Annotated in this window: 12 protein-coding genes; all 12 read right to left on the bottom strand. The window is 53.9% G+C overall.

Translation table 11 applies throughout. The features are described 5' to 3' along the window. Positions 1 to 6: 6 nt before the first annotated feature. On the bottom strand, positions 7 to 276 hold the full coding sequence (gene rpsO, locus M6D81_RS00405; protein WP_262674771.1) for a 30S ribosomal protein S15: 270 nt from the start codon (positions 274 to 276) through the stop codon (positions 7 to 9). 168 nt (positions 277 to 444) lie between these two features. Continuing rightward, positions 445 to 1,395: a bifunctional riboflavin kinase/FAD synthetase gene (locus M6D81_RS00400; RefSeq protein WP_262674770.1), complete on the bottom strand. Its 951-nt coding sequence runs from the start codon at positions 1,393 to 1,395 to the stop codon at positions 445 to 447. A gap of 26 nt (positions 1,396 to 1,421) precedes the next feature. Beyond that, positions 1,422 to 2,330, bottom strand: coding sequence for a tRNA pseudouridine(55) synthase TruB (gene truB / locus M6D81_RS00395; protein ID WP_262674768.1), 909 nt, complete (start codon positions 2,328 to 2,330; stop codon positions 1,422 to 1,424). A gap of 3 nt (positions 2,331 to 2,333) precedes the next feature. Continuing rightward, positions 2,334 to 3,326, bottom strand: a complete 993-nt coding sequence (locus M6D81_RS00390) for a DHH family phosphoesterase (protein WP_262674766.1) — start codon at positions 3,324 to 3,326, stop codon at positions 2,334 to 2,336. Continuing rightward, positions 3,323 to 3,679, bottom strand: coding sequence for a 30S ribosome-binding factor RbfA (gene rbfA, locus M6D81_RS00385; protein ID WP_262674765.1), 357 nt, complete (start codon positions 3,677 to 3,679; stop codon positions 3,323 to 3,325). Before rbfA ends, M6D81_RS00390 begins: the two co-directional genes overlap by 4 nt. A gap of 7 nt (positions 3,680 to 3,686) precedes the next feature. After that, a complete protein-coding gene (infB, locus tag M6D81_RS00380) occupies positions 3,687 to 6,260 on the bottom strand; it encodes a translation initiation factor IF-2 (protein ID WP_262674764.1) in 2,574 nt (857 codons plus the stop codon). Beyond that, on the bottom strand, positions 6,257 to 6,583 hold the full coding sequence (locus tag M6D81_RS00375; RefSeq protein ID WP_262674763.1) for a L7Ae/L30e/S12e/Gadd45 family ribosomal protein: 327 nt from the start codon (positions 6,581 to 6,583) through the stop codon (positions 6,257 to 6,259). Before M6D81_RS00375 ends, infB begins: the two co-directional genes overlap by 4 nt. Continuing rightward, positions 6,580 to 6,885 carry an RNase P modulator RnpM gene (gene rnpM / locus M6D81_RS00370; RefSeq protein WP_262674761.1) on the bottom strand — a complete coding sequence of 102 codons (306 nt, stop codon included), beginning with the start codon at positions 6,883 to 6,885 and terminating at the stop codon, positions 6,580 to 6,582. Before rnpM ends, M6D81_RS00375 begins: the two co-directional genes overlap by 4 nt. Positions 6,886 to 6,913: 28 nt before the next feature. Continuing rightward, entirely contained in the window at positions 6,914 to 8,014 is a 1,101-nt protein-coding gene (gene nusA, locus M6D81_RS00365; protein WP_262674759.1) for a transcription termination factor NusA, read from the bottom strand. A 37-nt stretch (positions 8,015 to 8,051) separates the two neighbouring features. Further along, on the bottom strand, positions 8,052 to 8,513 hold the full coding sequence (gene rimP, locus M6D81_RS00360; protein ID WP_262674758.1) for a ribosome maturation factor RimP: 462 nt from the start codon (positions 8,511 to 8,513) through the stop codon (positions 8,052 to 8,054). A gap of 203 nt (positions 8,514 to 8,716) precedes the next feature. Continuing rightward, positions 8,717 to 13,027 (bottom strand): PolC-type DNA polymerase III, encoded by a 4,311-nt coding sequence (locus M6D81_RS00355; protein WP_262675076.1) that lies wholly within the window; start codon positions 13,025 to 13,027, stop codon positions 8,717 to 8,719. A gap of 39 nt (positions 13,028 to 13,066) precedes the next feature. Further along, entirely contained in the window at positions 13,067 to 14,515 is a 1,449-nt protein-coding gene (gene proS, locus M6D81_RS00350; RefSeq protein WP_262674757.1) for a proline--tRNA ligase, read from the bottom strand. Positions 14,516 to 14,524: the final 9 nt, after the last annotated feature.

Genomic DNA, 14,524 nt, shown 5'->3' with positions numbered 1-14,524 from the left:
CAGGTTTTAACGGCGAAGGCCGAGTTTTTCGATCAATGCGCTGTAACGTTTGACATCCTTGTTCTTCAGGTAAGCAAGCAGCTTACGGCGCTGACCTACCATCTTGAGCAAACCGCGACGGGAATGATGATCCTTCTTATGTTCCCGAAGATGCTCCGTCAAGTTCACGATGTTCTCCGTCAGGATAGCGACTTGAACCTCAGGGGACCCTGTATCGCTTGCATGGGTTTTGTGAGTTTCAATCAGTTCTTGTTTACGCTCTTGTGTAATTGCCATCCTTGTCCACCTCCTTGTCGTAATCGCCTTGAGCCTCGCTGCCGTCGGTGAGATCGGATAGCCAAGCCCAGGTTTAGTATATGCGTGCGATCCACCCATACGGGATGGTCACAACCACAACATTCAACATTATAGCATACACCATGGACGCTTGTCGAGAAATTGCTTCTACTCCATTTCAAGAAGCTCTTCCGCCACTTTAGAATCGGAACGTATCTGGCCTATCAGCTCGTCAATTGAGCTGAACTTCTGTTCCGAACGGATAAACGCTATGAATTGGACTGTAATCGACTTGCCGTAAATGTCATTGTCGAACTGGAATACATGCGCCTCCATGACGGGAACAATCTCGTCTTTATTGAAGGTAGGCTTCATGCCGTGATTCAGAACGCCGTTGTAAGAAGCGCCGTCGATCCAGACCTTCACGGCATAGACGCCCAGCCGGGGAGCGACATAAGGATGATGCAGTTGCAGATTGGCTGTAGGGAATCCGATCGTGCGGCCTCTGCCATCTCCGTGCACAACTGTGCCAGTCACTTCATAAGGTCTTCCCAGCAAGGCGTTCGCTGTAGCGATATCGCCGTTCTCCAGCGATTCCCTCGTATACGTGCTGCTGACCTTCAACCCCTGCTTGACAAGCAGCGGCTCCACAATATGCACATCAATGTTGGGCGCACCAAGCTCGGCAAGCAGCTCTGCAGTGCCCGCTCCCTTGTGGCCGAATGTGAAATCGAAGCCGACCGCCGCATGGCTGACGCCGAGACCTCTCAAAATATCGTCCACGAACATGGCTGGGGATACAGCTGCAAAACGGTCATCGAAATTCATCACGAATACGATATCTACGCCCAGATTTCGAAATAGCTCCGTCTTCCTCTCGAGCGGCGTAAGACATTGATAGTAATGCTCCCCACGACCCAGCACTTCGCGCGGATGAGGGTGGAACGTCATCACCGCCGATTGCAAACCATGTCTTCTCGCTTGCTTAACGGCTTCCGAGATCACATTCTGATGGCCTCTGTGTACGCCGTCGAAATGTCCGATCGCAATTGAAACGCCTGCGTTCAGCCCCAACTCCGCCGCATTATTCATTGGATAGGTTAGATGAATGATTTCCATCGCTGACACACTTCCTGTTTACATTCTTATGAGAATATCTTGGCCGGACTGATCCTGCCGTTGACCCGATCGTTCTGGAACAGACCGACGAATCGCCGTCCCTGATCGTATACGCGAATGATATCCCCATCTTGCACATGCTCCGGTATGACGATATCCCTTGCAGCGATCTTAATTCCGCGCAATGCCTTCTCCGCCAATTGTGAAGACAGTGTCACTTCAGCCAGGTGGGACACAGCTTGATCAGGAGCGATCAGATGCTTGTCCAGCTCCCCGCTGCCGTGTAAAGCCTCAATCTGCTCGATGGTCAGGCAGTCAGCTTGCGTTAGCCCGCCGGACATCGTCCGCACCAGCTTCACCATGGCGGCAGGTACGCCCAGCGCTTTGCCGATATCTACACATAGTGTTCGGATATAAGTTCCCTTAGAGCAAGTAACCGCGAAGGCAATCTCGGGATAATTCTTGTCCAGTTCCGTCTTCAACAAGCTAATGTCGTGAATACGTACAATTCTAGCTTTGCGTTCAACCGTCTGTCCCGCCCGGGCAAGCTCGTACAGCCGTTTCCCGTCCACCTTAACAGCGGAATACATCGGCGGCACCTGCTCCACTTCGCCGAGGAACCGTTGAAGGACTTCCCGGACTGTGTACTCAGATAAGCCGGTCACCGGTTGCTCCTCCAACACCGTACCCGTCATATCCTCCGTATCCGTAGCGACGCCCAGCTTCAATACCGCTTCGTACGATTTGGGTCTCTCTTGCATATATTCCACCACTCGGGTGGCACGTCCCAGACAGAGAGGAAGTACGCCGGTCACCATCGGATCGAGCGTACCGGTATGCCCGATTCGCTTCATCCGAACAATTCTGCGAACTTTGGCAACCACATCGTGTGACGTCCAGCCCTCGGGCTTCCATACCGCCAGTACACCGTCCATCTCTTACATCAACGCCTTTCTTGCCGCTTCTACCAATTCCGCCATCGCATCCTCTAGCGGCTGCTCTATTCTGCAGCCTGAAGCGCGCACATGTCCGCCACCGCCGAACTGCTTGGCTATGACGGCGACATCCGCCTTGCCCGCGGAACGCAAGCTGGCCTTCACTCCACCGTCATCCGTCTCCTTGAACAGAATGCCAATCTCTACGCCATCGACGTTGAGCGCATAATTCACGATGCCTTCCATATCTTCCGAGACGGCGCCGCACTGCTTCAGATCGTCCTTCCGGATGTACAGCCAGCCGATCTCGCCATTGTCGCTGAACATCAAGCGGGATAGCGACAACTGAAGCAGCTTGAGACCCGCCATCGTCATCTTCTCCAGCAAGTGGTCGGCGAGCTCGCTTCCGGAGACGCCGACGGCCAGCAGCTTGGCAGCAATCTCCATTACCTTGGGACTCGTATTGGAATAGCGGAAGCCTCCCGTATCCGTCAGCAATCCCGTATAGATCGCATTGGCGCAATCCAGGTCGGGTGAATAGCCGGCTTGGAGGAGCAAGTCGTACAGAATCTCCACTGTCGCGGCGGCATCCGGCTTGACGATGTTGACGGTACCGTAATCGTTATTCGTCGGATGATGGTCGATATTGAGGAGCGGGCATCCTTCCGGAAAGAGTCGGGAAGGCAGTCCGATACGTCTGAAATCTGCACAATCAAGCGCGATGACGGCATCGAATGCGGGCCACTCCACCTGTTCGTCGCGATAGACACGAATAAGGTCATAATGGTACAGATAGCTTAGCCGGCCGGGCAGTTCACTTTCGTTCACCAGCACCGCGCGCTTGCCCATCTGCTGGAGCAGCCAGCTCATAACCGACGTGGAACTGATGGCATCGCCATCCGGCTGAACATGCGATACAACAAGGAATGAAGCATTGTCCTTGATAAAGTCCAATGCCTCATCCAACTGCTTACTATAGCTCAATGCCCCACTCATTCAGGCTCATTCCCGGCATTGATTTCCTCCAGCAGCGATTCAATCCGGCTGCCATACTCAATGCTGCTGTCGAATTTGAACAGCAGCTCTGGCGTATGCCGCAATTTTATCCGCTTGCCCAGCTCGGAGCGAAGGAAGCCTGTCGCTTTCGCAAGCGCTTGAAGCGTCGCTTCCTTCTGCTCGTCGCTGCCCAGCACGCTCAGGTACACTTTGGCTTGAGACAAGTCATTCGTCGTTTCCACGCCGGTAACTGTTATAAAGCCAATGCGAGGGTCCTTGAGCTCCTTTTGAATAATCATGCTGAGCTCTTTTTTAATTTGTTCGCTAACACGTCCTACACGGACTTTTGCCATGACTTACTCACCTCTCTACCGATTCCATGACGAACGCTTCGATTACGTCTCCTACATTAATATCGCTAAACCTCTCTAGCGTTATACCACATTCGAAGCCTTGCGTAACTTCCTTCGCGTCGTCCTTGAACCGTTTCAGAGAATCCACCTTGCCGTTGTACACGATAATGCCGTCGCGGATGATACGCGCTTCAGCAGCCCGTGTAATTTTGCCGTCGAGCACCATACAGCCAGCGATGGAACCGATTTTGGATACTTTAAATACGTTTCTGACCTCGGCATGACCAATCACGCGCTCACGATAGATCGGATCAAGCATGCCTTTCATCGCTTGCTCAATCTCATCGATCGCCTTGTAGATGACCTGATGCATCCGAACGTCCACTTTCTCCTGGTCGATCGTCCGCTCGGCTTGCGGATCAGGTCGCACATTGAAGCCGATTACGATCGCATTGGAAGCGGAGGCCAGAATAACGTCGGATTCCGTAATGGCGCCTACGCCTTTATGAATAATTTTCACCCGAACGCCTTCCACGTCAATTTTGGCCAGTGACCCCTTAAGTGCTTCTGCGGAGCCTTGTACGTCAGCTTTAATAATGACGTTCAGATCCTTCATTTCGCCTTCCTTGATCTGATTGTACAGATCATCCAGCGTTACGCGGGTATTGGCGCCCATCTCCGACTGGCGATGCTTGACCGCCCTGCGGTCGGCAATTGCGCGGGCTTTGCGCTCGTCCTCGAACGCCATGAACGGATCGCCCGCAAGCGGTACCTCCGTCAAGCCAGTAATCTCTACAGGAGTGGATGGTCCTGCTTCCTTCATGCGGCGTCCGCGATCGTTCACCATCGCTCTTACGCGTCCGAAGCAATTGCCCGCTACGAATGCGTCGCCGATCTTCAGTGTGCCGTGCTGCACGAGAATGCGCGCCACAGGACCTTTCCCTTTGTCCAGCTCAGCCTCGATCACTGTCGCTCTTGCACGTTTGTTCGGATTGGCTTTATAATCGTTCACTTCCGCTACCAGCAAGATCATCTCAAGCAAGTTCTCCAGACCGATGCGCTGCTTCGCGGACACTTCCACGAATATCGTATCTCCGCCCCACTCCTCGGGAACCAGCTCATATTCCGTCATTTCTTGCTTGATCTTATCGCTGTTCGCTTCCGGCTTGTCAATCTTGTTCACCGCTACGATAATCGGCACACCTGCAGCCTTCGCGTGGTTAATTGCTTCCACGGTCTGAGGCATAATCCCGTCATCGGCCGCTACGACGATAATCGTAATGTCCGTCACCTCCGCGCCGCGTGCGCGCATGAGAGTGAACGCTTCGTGGCCAGGTGTATCCAGGAACGTAATTTTCTTGTTGTTGATTTCCACCTGATAGGCGCCGATGTGCTGCGTAATGCCTCCCGCCTCGCCGCCTGTCACGTTCGTTTTGCGGATGGCGTCGAGCAGCGTTGTCTTACCATGGTCGACGTGTCCCATAATGGTTACGACAGGCGGACGCTCTTTCAGATTCGATTCCTCGTCTGTTTCTTCGATCGTTTCGAAATCGTCTTCCTCGACCGGAATTTTCACTTCTACTTCCACGCCGTATTCAGCGGAGATAAGCAGAATGGTGTCCAAATCGATCTCCTGATTGATAGTCGCCATTACACCCAAGAACATCAGCTTCTTAATGACTTCGGAAGCGTCCTTATGCAGCAGTTTGGCCAGATCGCCGACCGTCATCGTGCCGCGTACAATAATCTTCTTCGGTGTATTGTCGATCTTCTCGCGCGGCGGCTGCTGCGACTGACCTCTTCCGCCACGGCCTCTTCCGCCGCGTTGATTGGATTTGTAGTTCGGTCTGCCGTCGTCGAATCGCTTGCCGTTGCTGCCGTTTCGCGACTTGTTGTTCTTGGAGCCCTTGTCGGAGGATGGGCTGTTGCCGCGCGACTGCTCGAATCTGGATTCGAACGCGCGGGGTTGTCCGCCGCCTTGTCCTCCTTGCGCGCCTTGTCCGCCGCCTGCAGGTCGGCTGCCTCCTCTTGCTTCTTGACCGCCGGCATTGCCTCCGCGGCTCGCGTTGCCGCCGCCGCTTGCATTTTGCCTGACTTGTCCTTGTCCTGTTCCGCTCCCTTGCCTATTGCCCGGATTGCCGCCAGGGCGGCCTGCGCCGTTGCCTGCCGGCCGCTTGTTGCCTCCGCCGGCGGGACGGTTGCCTTGCTGCTGACTTCTTTGATCACGTTGTTGGTTGCCGTTTTGGTTTTTCGTTGTCGTATTAATAGAGTTCATAGTCCCCTGTCTATCGTGTGATGTATGGTTATTTTGCTGCTGCCGATTGGCAGGAGCCGTTGTCGTAGACACCGTTGCACCGCCGCTTTCTTGCGCGCGCTTCGCCGCAGCATTTGCTTTGATATCGCGGAAGAAGCCTTCCACTTTGCTTACCATCTCGTTCTCCATGACGCTCATGTGATTGTTGACGGGCAGGTTCAAGCGCTTAAGGATCGTAATGATTTCCTTGCTGCTCATATTAAGCGATTTCGCGTACTCGTATACGCGCAGTTTGTCTTTATTATCTTTGTTCTCCTGTTTGCTCAAGTAGGATCCACCTCCGTATTTGGGCTCAGATGATTGGCAATCATTTTTCCGAATTGCATATCCGTCACCGCCAGAACGACGCGTTCCGGTTTTCCGATGGCTCTCCCCAGTTGTTCACGGTCGCTTGCTTCGGTGAGTGGAATACCGTAGGTACTGCATTTATCCCGAAATTTTTTTTTCGTATTGTCGGAGGCATCGCCGGCAAGGACGACCAGATGGGCTTTCCCCGTCCGAACCGCCTTCAGCACGGTCTCATCCCCCGTCACCAGCTTGCCCGCCCGCATCGCCATGCCGAGCTGCGACAGCAACTTGTCCGGCTTCATTCCCCCGCCATCTCCTTGCTTGCCAAGAATTGCTCTTCCACCGCGATGAATTCCTTCTCCAGCTCATCGTAGATCGGCTCGCCTACGGGCTGCTTCAAGGCGCGATCCAGCGCCTTCGACCGCTTGGCCAGCCGGAAGCACTCCACCTTGCCGCACAGATAAGCTCCGCGACCGGCCTTCTTGCCGGTGAGATCGATGCTGATCTCTTCCGACGGTGTCCGTACTACGCGGATGAGCTCCTTCTTGGGCATCATTTCCTGACAAGCGACGCATTTGCGGAGCGGTATTTTTCTCGTTCTCATTGTACACCCTCCTTTAGCTTGACGGAGCTTAGTCGAAGGAGACGGAATCCTGATGCATCATCGTTGCGCTCGTGGATTTCGGTCGGCCATATTCCTGCTCAGCTTGCGTCTCGCTCTTAATATCGATCTTCCAGCCTGTCAGCTTGGCAGCCAGCCGGGCATTCTGACCTTTAATGCCGATCGCAAGCGATAGCTGATAGTCCGGTACGATGACTCTGGCCATCTTCTCCTGCTCGAATACGATAACCTCCAGCACCTTGGAAGGACTCAGTGCATTGGCTACATACTCCTCCACATTCTCGGACCAGCGGACGATATCAATCTTCTCGCCCTTCAGCTCGCTCACGATCGTCTGCACTCGAATGCCCTTCTGTCCGACGCAAGAACCTACCGGATCGACTTCTTCGTTGCGGGAATGAACGGCGATCTTGGAGCGGAAGCCGGCTTCCCGTGCAACCGAGCGAATTTCTACGACACCATCGTAAATTTCAGGTACTTCCAGCTCGAATAAGCGCTTCAGAAGACCAGGATGAGTACGCGAGAGGATAATTTGAGGGCCTTTCGTCGTGTTCTCTACTTTGGTAATATAGGATTTCACGCGGTCCAAATGCTTGAATTTGTCTGTCGGCATCAGTTCCGTCAGCGGCAGCACCGCTTCAACCTTGCCCAGATCGACGAACAGGTTGCGTGTATCCTGACGTTGAACGATACCGTTGACGATATCCTCTTCCTTGTCAATGAAAGCATGATAGATCAGTCCGCGCTCCGCTTCCCGAATCCGCTGGGTCACGACCTGCTTCGCCGTCTGAGCGGCGATTCGTCCGAAGTCTCTTGGCGTCACTTCAATCTCCGCCACGTCATCCAATTGATAATGCGGGTTGATTTCGCGCGCCGCTTCCACAGAGATTTCCAGACGCGGGTCCAGCACCTCGTCGACGACGGTTTTTCTCGCGTATACTTTAATGACTCCGTTATGGCGGTTCATATCCACTCTTACATTTTGCGCCGTATTGAAATTGCGTTTGTAGCTTGAGATAAGTGCAGCTTCAATCGCTTCCAGGAGCACATCCTTGGAAATGCCTTTATCTCTCTCGATCTCGTGCAAGGCCTCAATAAAATCCATACTCATTGGAACGGAGTTCCCCCTTTCAACTTATCCATTCAAATTAGAAAACAATCGCCAGTCTGGCGCTTGCGACCTTGCCGTACGGAAGACTATGTTCCTTCTTGCCGATGCGAACAGTAGCGGTATCGCCGTCAAAAGCGACCAGCTCACCCTCAAATTCCTTCAGTCCGTCAATTGGCTCATACGTCGTCATAAATACATGCTTGCCAACGGCCTTGCGGACATCTTCCGGCTTCTTGAGCGGCCGCTCCGCTCCGGGAGAGGACACCTCAAGGAAATATGCGCCGGTAATGGGATCGTTCTTGTCCAACTGTTCGCTGACATATTCGCTAATGCGCCCGCATTCGTCAATGTCTATACCGCCATCCTTGTCGACGAAGATACGTAAAAACCAGCTGCTGCCTTCTTTTATATATTCAATATCGACAAGTTCGAATCCATGCTCATTGAGATAGGGCAACACCATAGCCTCAACGGCGGCTTTGATTTTGGATGTGCTCACAGTGTGTAAACCTCCTGATTCTTTCGCGCAATGTAAATTTCCCGGATACAAAACGTAAAGAGTGGGTTTCCCCACTCTTTAAGCATCCCAGTCTTATCAACATCATTGCCACAAAAATTATATCATAATCCCCTATTAGTGACAAGAAATGATTTCTAGTTGGCAGGGCTTCATCCCGTGCGTGGCAATAGGTTTTGCGACTGCTAGAAAAGAGATAACTGGTTGGATTCCGGCAGACCTCGGAAGCAGCCCAGCGCCCCCAACAGCTCTACGATTGTTTTCGTCGCTTTGGATCTCATCTGGAAATCCTCGATGGACAAATATTCGCCGTCTTCCCGCGACGCCGCGATATTGCGTGCCGCGTTCGCTCCGATTCCCGCTACCGCCGCGAACGGAGGAATGAGAGAATTGCCGTCTACCAAAAACTGGACAGCATCGGAACGATACAGATCGATCGGCTTGAATGAATAGCCGCGGGAGGTCATTTCAAGCGACATCTCCAGCTGCGACACCATATTTTTCTCCTTCGGCGTCGCATTGAAGCCTTTCGCCTCAATCTCCACAAGCTTGCGAAGGATGGCGTCATAGCCTTGGCACAACAGCCCAAGGTCGAAGTCGTCGGCGCGTACGGTAAAGTATGTTGCATAGAATTCGATCGGGTAATACAGCTTGAAGAAGGCGGTCCGGACAGCCGATATGACGTATGCCGCGGCATGGGCCTTCGGGAACATATACTCGATGCGCAGACAGGAATCGATGTACCATTTCGGCACTTTGCAATCCTTCATTTCCTGTATCCACTCCGGTGTCAGGCCTCTGCCCTTCCGAACGCTCTCCGTAATTTTGAAGGCGAGCGAAGCGTCCATGCCGGCCTTGTAGATCAAGTAAAGCATAATATCGTCACGACAGCCGATAACCGTCTTGATCGTACATGTTCCGTTCTTGATCAGCTCCTGCGCATTGCCCAGCCATACGCCCGTCCCGTGCGACAAGCCCGAGATCTGCAGCAGATCGGCGAAGCTTGACGGCTGAGTCTCCTGCAGCATTTGCCGAACGAACTTCGTCCCCATCTCCGGAATGCCGTACGTGGCGACCGGAGAACGAACTTGCTCCGCGCTTACACCAAGAGCTTCTGTGGAATTGAAGAGACTCATCACCTTGGGATCGTTCATCGGGATCGTGGTGGGATCGACTTCCGTCAAATCCTGAAGCATCCGCATCATGGTGGGATCGTCGTGTCCCAGAATATCGAGCTTCAGCAAGTTCTCGTCGAAAGCATGATAATCGAAGTGCGTCGTCTTCCATTCCGCCTTCACATCGTCGGCAGGATACTGGACAGGCGTGACGTCTTCTACTTCCATGTAATCGGGCACGACGACGATGCCGCCGGGATGCTGTCCCGTGCTTCGCTTCACGCCGGTACAGCCGCTGGCCAGCCTGGACAGCTCCGCTCCTCGCCACTTCTTATGATGCTCCTCCTCATATTTCTTGGCGAAGCCGTAGGCGGTTTTCTCCGCCACCGTTCCGATCGTGCCGGCGCGGAAGACGCACTTCTCTCCGAACATCACTTTGGTGTAATTGTGCGCGACCGGTTGATATTCGCCGGAGAAGTTCAAGTCGATATCGGGAACCTTGTCGCCTTTGAATCCCAGGAACGTCTCGAACGGTATGTCCTGGCCTTCTCCCTTCATCGGCCGACCGCACTTGGGACAGTTCTTCGGGGGCAGGTCGAATCCGCTCGGCACGCTGCCGTCCAGAATCCAATCGCTGTGGCGGCAGTCGGAATTGCGGCACAGATAATGCGCCGGCAGAGGATTGACCTCCGATATGCCGAGGAACGTCGCGACGACGGAAGATCCTACCGATCCCCTGGACCCGACCAGATAACCGTCTTCATTCGACTTCTTCACCAGCTTGGCGGAAATCAGATAGTTCGCGGAGAATTTGTACTTGATAATCGGTACAAGCTCCTTCTCCAGACGGTCGATCACAACTTGAGGCAGTTCCTCGCCGTACATGGATTTGGCCGTATCGTAGCACGTATCGCGAATTTCCTCGTCCGCCCCTTCAATGTCGGGCGTGAACAGTTCCTTCGGGAACATGTCGTATTGTTCGAACCGGTCTGCCAGCTCGGAAGTGTTCGTCACAACGACCTGCTTCGCTCTGGCATCGCCCAGGAAGCGGAATTCCTCCAGCATTTCGTCCGTTGTGCGGAAGTGGGCTTCCGGCTTGCGCATGCCTTTCAGCGGACTGAAGCCCGTTATCCCGTGAATGGTTATGTCGCGGTAGAGCTTGTCCTCCGGATTCAAGTAATGAACGTTGCCCGTTGCAATGACGGGCTTTCCCAGCTCGTCGCCAATAGCGCATACGCGCCGCATCGCATCCTCAATCTCCGCTCGACTGCCGACAAGGCCTTTCTCCACCAGATGCATGTAGAAGTCCAGAGGCTGGATTTCAAGCACATCGTAGAAGCGGGCGACCTCCGTCGCTTCCTCCATCGACTTGTTCAGCACCGTTTCGAAGAACTCGCCCTTCTCGCAGCCGGATATGACGAGCAAGCCATCCCGCATCTCTACGAGCTTGCTTTTTGGAATGGTGGCCACCTTCTTGAAATATTCCGTGTGAGACAGAGAGATGAGCTTGAACAGATTTTTCTTGCCTGCGGCATTAAGTGCATAAATATTGCAGTGAAACGGACGGGCATTGCTGAGATCCAGTCCCACGTAATCGTTCAACTGATGCAGCCCCGTCACATTGCGCTCCGCTGCGTCGCCAATAAGGCCGAACAGCACGCCGCCAAGCGCAATGGAGTCGTCAATTGCCCTATGGTGATTGTCCAGGCTGATCTTGTATTTGTCGGCAAGCGTGTTCAGACGGTGATTCTTCATCGTCGGATGCAGGAAGCGGGCAAGCTCCAGCGTGTCGAGCACGGGATTTTGCACTTCTGGCAAGCCCAGCTCCTTGCAATTCGCTTGCAAGAACCCGATATCGAAGCGGGCGTTATGAGCAACCAGAATATCATCTTCTATAAATGCGATAAATTCCTTCAGCTTGGGCTCAAGCTCCGGCGCTCCGCGCACCATGTCGTCAGTAATATTGGTTAATTGCTGAATATGATAAGGAATCGGCTCATGCGGATCAATGAAGGTCGAGAAGCGGGCAATTTCTTTCCCGTCCCGCATCTTGACGCCGGCCAGCTCTATAATTTTGTTGTTGACGACGGACAAGCCCGTCGTCTCGATATCGAAGACGGTATATTGCGCTGTCGCCATTGCCTCTTCCCGGGGATTCAGCACCATCGGGATCGCATCGTTGACGACGTTCGCCTCTACACCGAACAGCACTTTCAGGTCATTCTTCTTGGCGGCCTTGACAGCGTCAGGATAGCACTGCACATTGCTGTGATCCGTAACGGCAATCGCCTTATGTCCCCACTTCGCCGCCGTCTTCACATAATCGCCGATGGAGGTGACCGCATCCATCGTGCTCATCGTCGTATGCAGATGGAACTCTACCCGTTTCTCCTCCGCTCCGTCCTTCCGGCTCGGCGGGGCATTGACTTCATGAAGATCGTTCGGCATCATGACGAGCTCCGGCTCCTGCATGAAGCGGTCATATTCCACACGCCCGCGTGCCTTCACCCATTTGCCGTTGGACAGCTGGGAGAGGATCTTCACATCCTCCTTCGTCTTGGCGAACATCTTCATCGCGATGGAATCGGTGAAGTCCGTCAGATTGAATATGAATAGTGTGCTGCCGTTGCGCAGCTCCTTCACGTCCAGTCCGAATACGGCGCCTTGCACTGCAATTCGCTTCTCTTCGTCTAGCACGTTCATGATCGGCACCGGTTCTTCCTTAATATCGTAACCGACTGCCAGACGAACGGCGTCCTCATCGCCTTCAGCCGCTTCATCTTCCTCGGATTCCGCCATAATCTGCTCTACCGCTTGCCGTTCCTCTTCCACAAGCCTCATCATGAACTCGTCATAGACTTCCTGGCTTGGCTGGCCGAGCAACATCTTAACGGACAACTGACGTGCAAAATTGTCGTTGTAGAAGGCAGAGATCAGTTCATCGATCCGCTTCTTCCGCGCCAGCTCGAGACCGGTGGAATCCAGCAGCGACAACGTGATCTGATCCCCTTGAGCTTCCATCCCCGCCTTCTGCAGCCAGCCGTTGACGGAAGCGATATTGGTCTTGGCCCACTCCAGGAAGAGCGGCCAATACTGGAGGACGATGTTCTCGCTCTCTACGATGTCATCGTAGAGAATCTTGAACGACGTATCGGCAATATGCGAGAATTTCATCTTCACCGCTTGCAGCAATGCGGTATAGGCCCCTAAAGGAACCATGGACGTCTTGCGAATGCAAAACGTCCATTCTCTATTATTTCTGCTTACAATGACTTTATCGATATACCCGTCCCGGAAATGGGCTTCTATCAAATCGCGCGGCAGCTCGGCTTGCTGCAGCAACAGCTCGAAACGATGCCGCTTGTCGCCGGTTTGGTTCATCATTTCTTCACTCCTCATCCCGAACTAAAAGGGAGGCTCCTAGTAAGCGCGGGCAAATACGACTGTATGCTTGGAAGCATCGCCGCAAACAAGACAAGTCGCCTTCGTCGTCGCTGGCTGAAACGGAATATTCCGGCTCGTCGCTCCCGTCTCTTCCTTCACCTGCTTCTCGCATGCAGCTGAGCCGCACCAGCCGGCCTCCACGAAGCCGCGCTTCTCTTCCATGAAGCTCTTCATCTCGTCCAACGTGTCCACAGTGGCAGAATTGTGCTGTCTGAACTGCATGGCCCGCTCGTACATGGCCGCTTGCGTCTCTTCCAGCATCTTGCTCACTTCGCCTGCTAGTTCATCCTGCTTCACGATGCGCTTCTCGCCCGTAATGCGCGAGACAAGCACAACGACACCGTTGTCCATGTCGCGAGGTCCCAGCTCAAGGCGCAATGGCACACCGCGCATCTCGTATTCGTTGAACTTCCAGCCAGGACTGACATCGGCACGGTCATCTACGCGAACGCGGATGCCGGCAGCTTTCAGCTCGGCGTACAGCTCGTCCACGCGGCCAACGACGGCTTCGCGCATCTTCGCCGGACCGATTGGTATCATGATGACCTGGGTAGGAGCGACCTTAGGCGGCAGTGCCAGACCGCGATCGTCTCCGTGCACCATAATTAACGCTCCGATGAGTCGGGTGCTGACACCCCAGGAAGTCGTATGCGCGAATTGCAGCTCGTTCTGACGGTCAAGGAACTTGATATCGAACGCTTCCGCGAACTTTGTGCCCATGTAGTGGGATGTACCTGCTTGCACGGCGCGGCCGTCCTTCATCATCGCTTCGATGGAATACGTATCCACCGCTCCGGCGAATCGCTCCGATGGCGTTTTCTCGCCTTTAACGACCGGAATCGCAAGGAAGTTCTCCACGAAGTCCGTATATACATCCAGCATCGTCAGCGTTTCCTTGCGTGCGTCCGCTTCGTCCTCATGCGCCGTATGGCCTTCCTGCCACAGGAATTCGCTCGTGCGCAGGAACGGCAGCGTCCGCTTCTCCCAGCGGACGACGTTGGCCCACTGATTGATCAATACCGGCAAGTCGCGATACGATTGAATCCACTTCGCATACATATGCCCGATCATCGTCTCCGAGGTGGGACGGATCGCAAGTCTCTCCTCCAGCTTCTCACCGGCCGCTTCCGTTACCCATGGAAGCTCGGGATTGAAGCCTTCCACATGCTCCTTCTCCTTCTGGAAGAAGCTCTCCGGAATAAACAACGGGAAATAGGCGTTGCGGTGTCCCGTATCCTTGAAGCGCTGATCCAGCTCTCGTTGCATGTTCTCCCAAAGCTCGTAGCCATCGGGACGAAACACGATGCAGCCGCGAACCGGCGAATAGTCCATCAGTTCCGCTTTCTTGATTACATCGATATACCATCTCGAGAAATCTTCGCTTTGCGGCGTAATTTCCGTAACAAACCCTTTATCCTTGGACATGAGCGACAG

It is taken from the genome of Paenibacillus sp. J5C2022 (assembly GCF_025567625.1).
Taxonomy (GTDB): Bacteria; Bacillota; Bacilli; order Paenibacillales; family Paenibacillaceae; genus Pristimantibacillus.
Note: the sequence above shows the minus strand (reverse complement) of the source record. Positions and strands in the feature narration are given on the sequence as shown.

Excerpts from the sequence above, each read along its gene's own strand:
- rpsO (WP_262674771.1), bottom strand. The coding sequence starts at position 276 with ATGGCAATTACACAAGAGCGTAAACAAGAACTGATTGAAACTCACAAA.
- M6D81_RS00400 (WP_262674770.1), bottom strand. The coding sequence starts at position 1,395 with ATGGAAATCATTCATCTAACCTATCCAATGAATAATGCGGCGGAGTTG.
- truB (WP_262674768.1), bottom strand. The coding sequence starts at position 2,330 with ATGGACGGTGTACTGGCGGTATGGAAGCCCGAGGGCTGGACGTCACAC.
- M6D81_RS00390 (WP_262674766.1), bottom strand. The coding sequence starts at position 3,326 with ATGAGTGGGGCATTGAGCTATAGTAAGCAGTTGGATGAGGCATTGGAC.
- rbfA (WP_262674765.1), bottom strand. The coding sequence starts at position 3,679 with ATGGCAAAAGTCCGTGTAGGACGTGTTAGCGAACAAATTAAAAAAGAG.
- M6D81_RS00375 (WP_262674763.1), bottom strand. The coding sequence starts at position 6,583 with ATGAAGCCGGACAAGTTGCTGTCGCAGCTCGGCATGGCGATGCGGGCG.
- rnpM (WP_262674761.1), bottom strand. The coding sequence starts at position 6,885 with ATGAGAACGAGAAAAATACCGCTCCGCAAATGCGTCGCTTGTCAGGAA.
- nusA (WP_262674759.1), bottom strand. The coding sequence starts at position 8,014 with ATGAGTATGGATTTTATTGAGGCCTTGCACGAGATCGAGAGAGATAAA.
- M6D81_RS00355 (WP_262675076.1), bottom strand. The coding sequence starts at position 13,027 with ATGAACCAAACCGGCGACAAGCGGCATCGTTTCGAGCTGTTGCTGCAG.
- proS (WP_262674757.1), bottom strand. The coding sequence starts at position 14,515 with ATGTCCAAGGATAAAGGGTTTGTTACGGAAATTACGCCGCAAAGCGAA.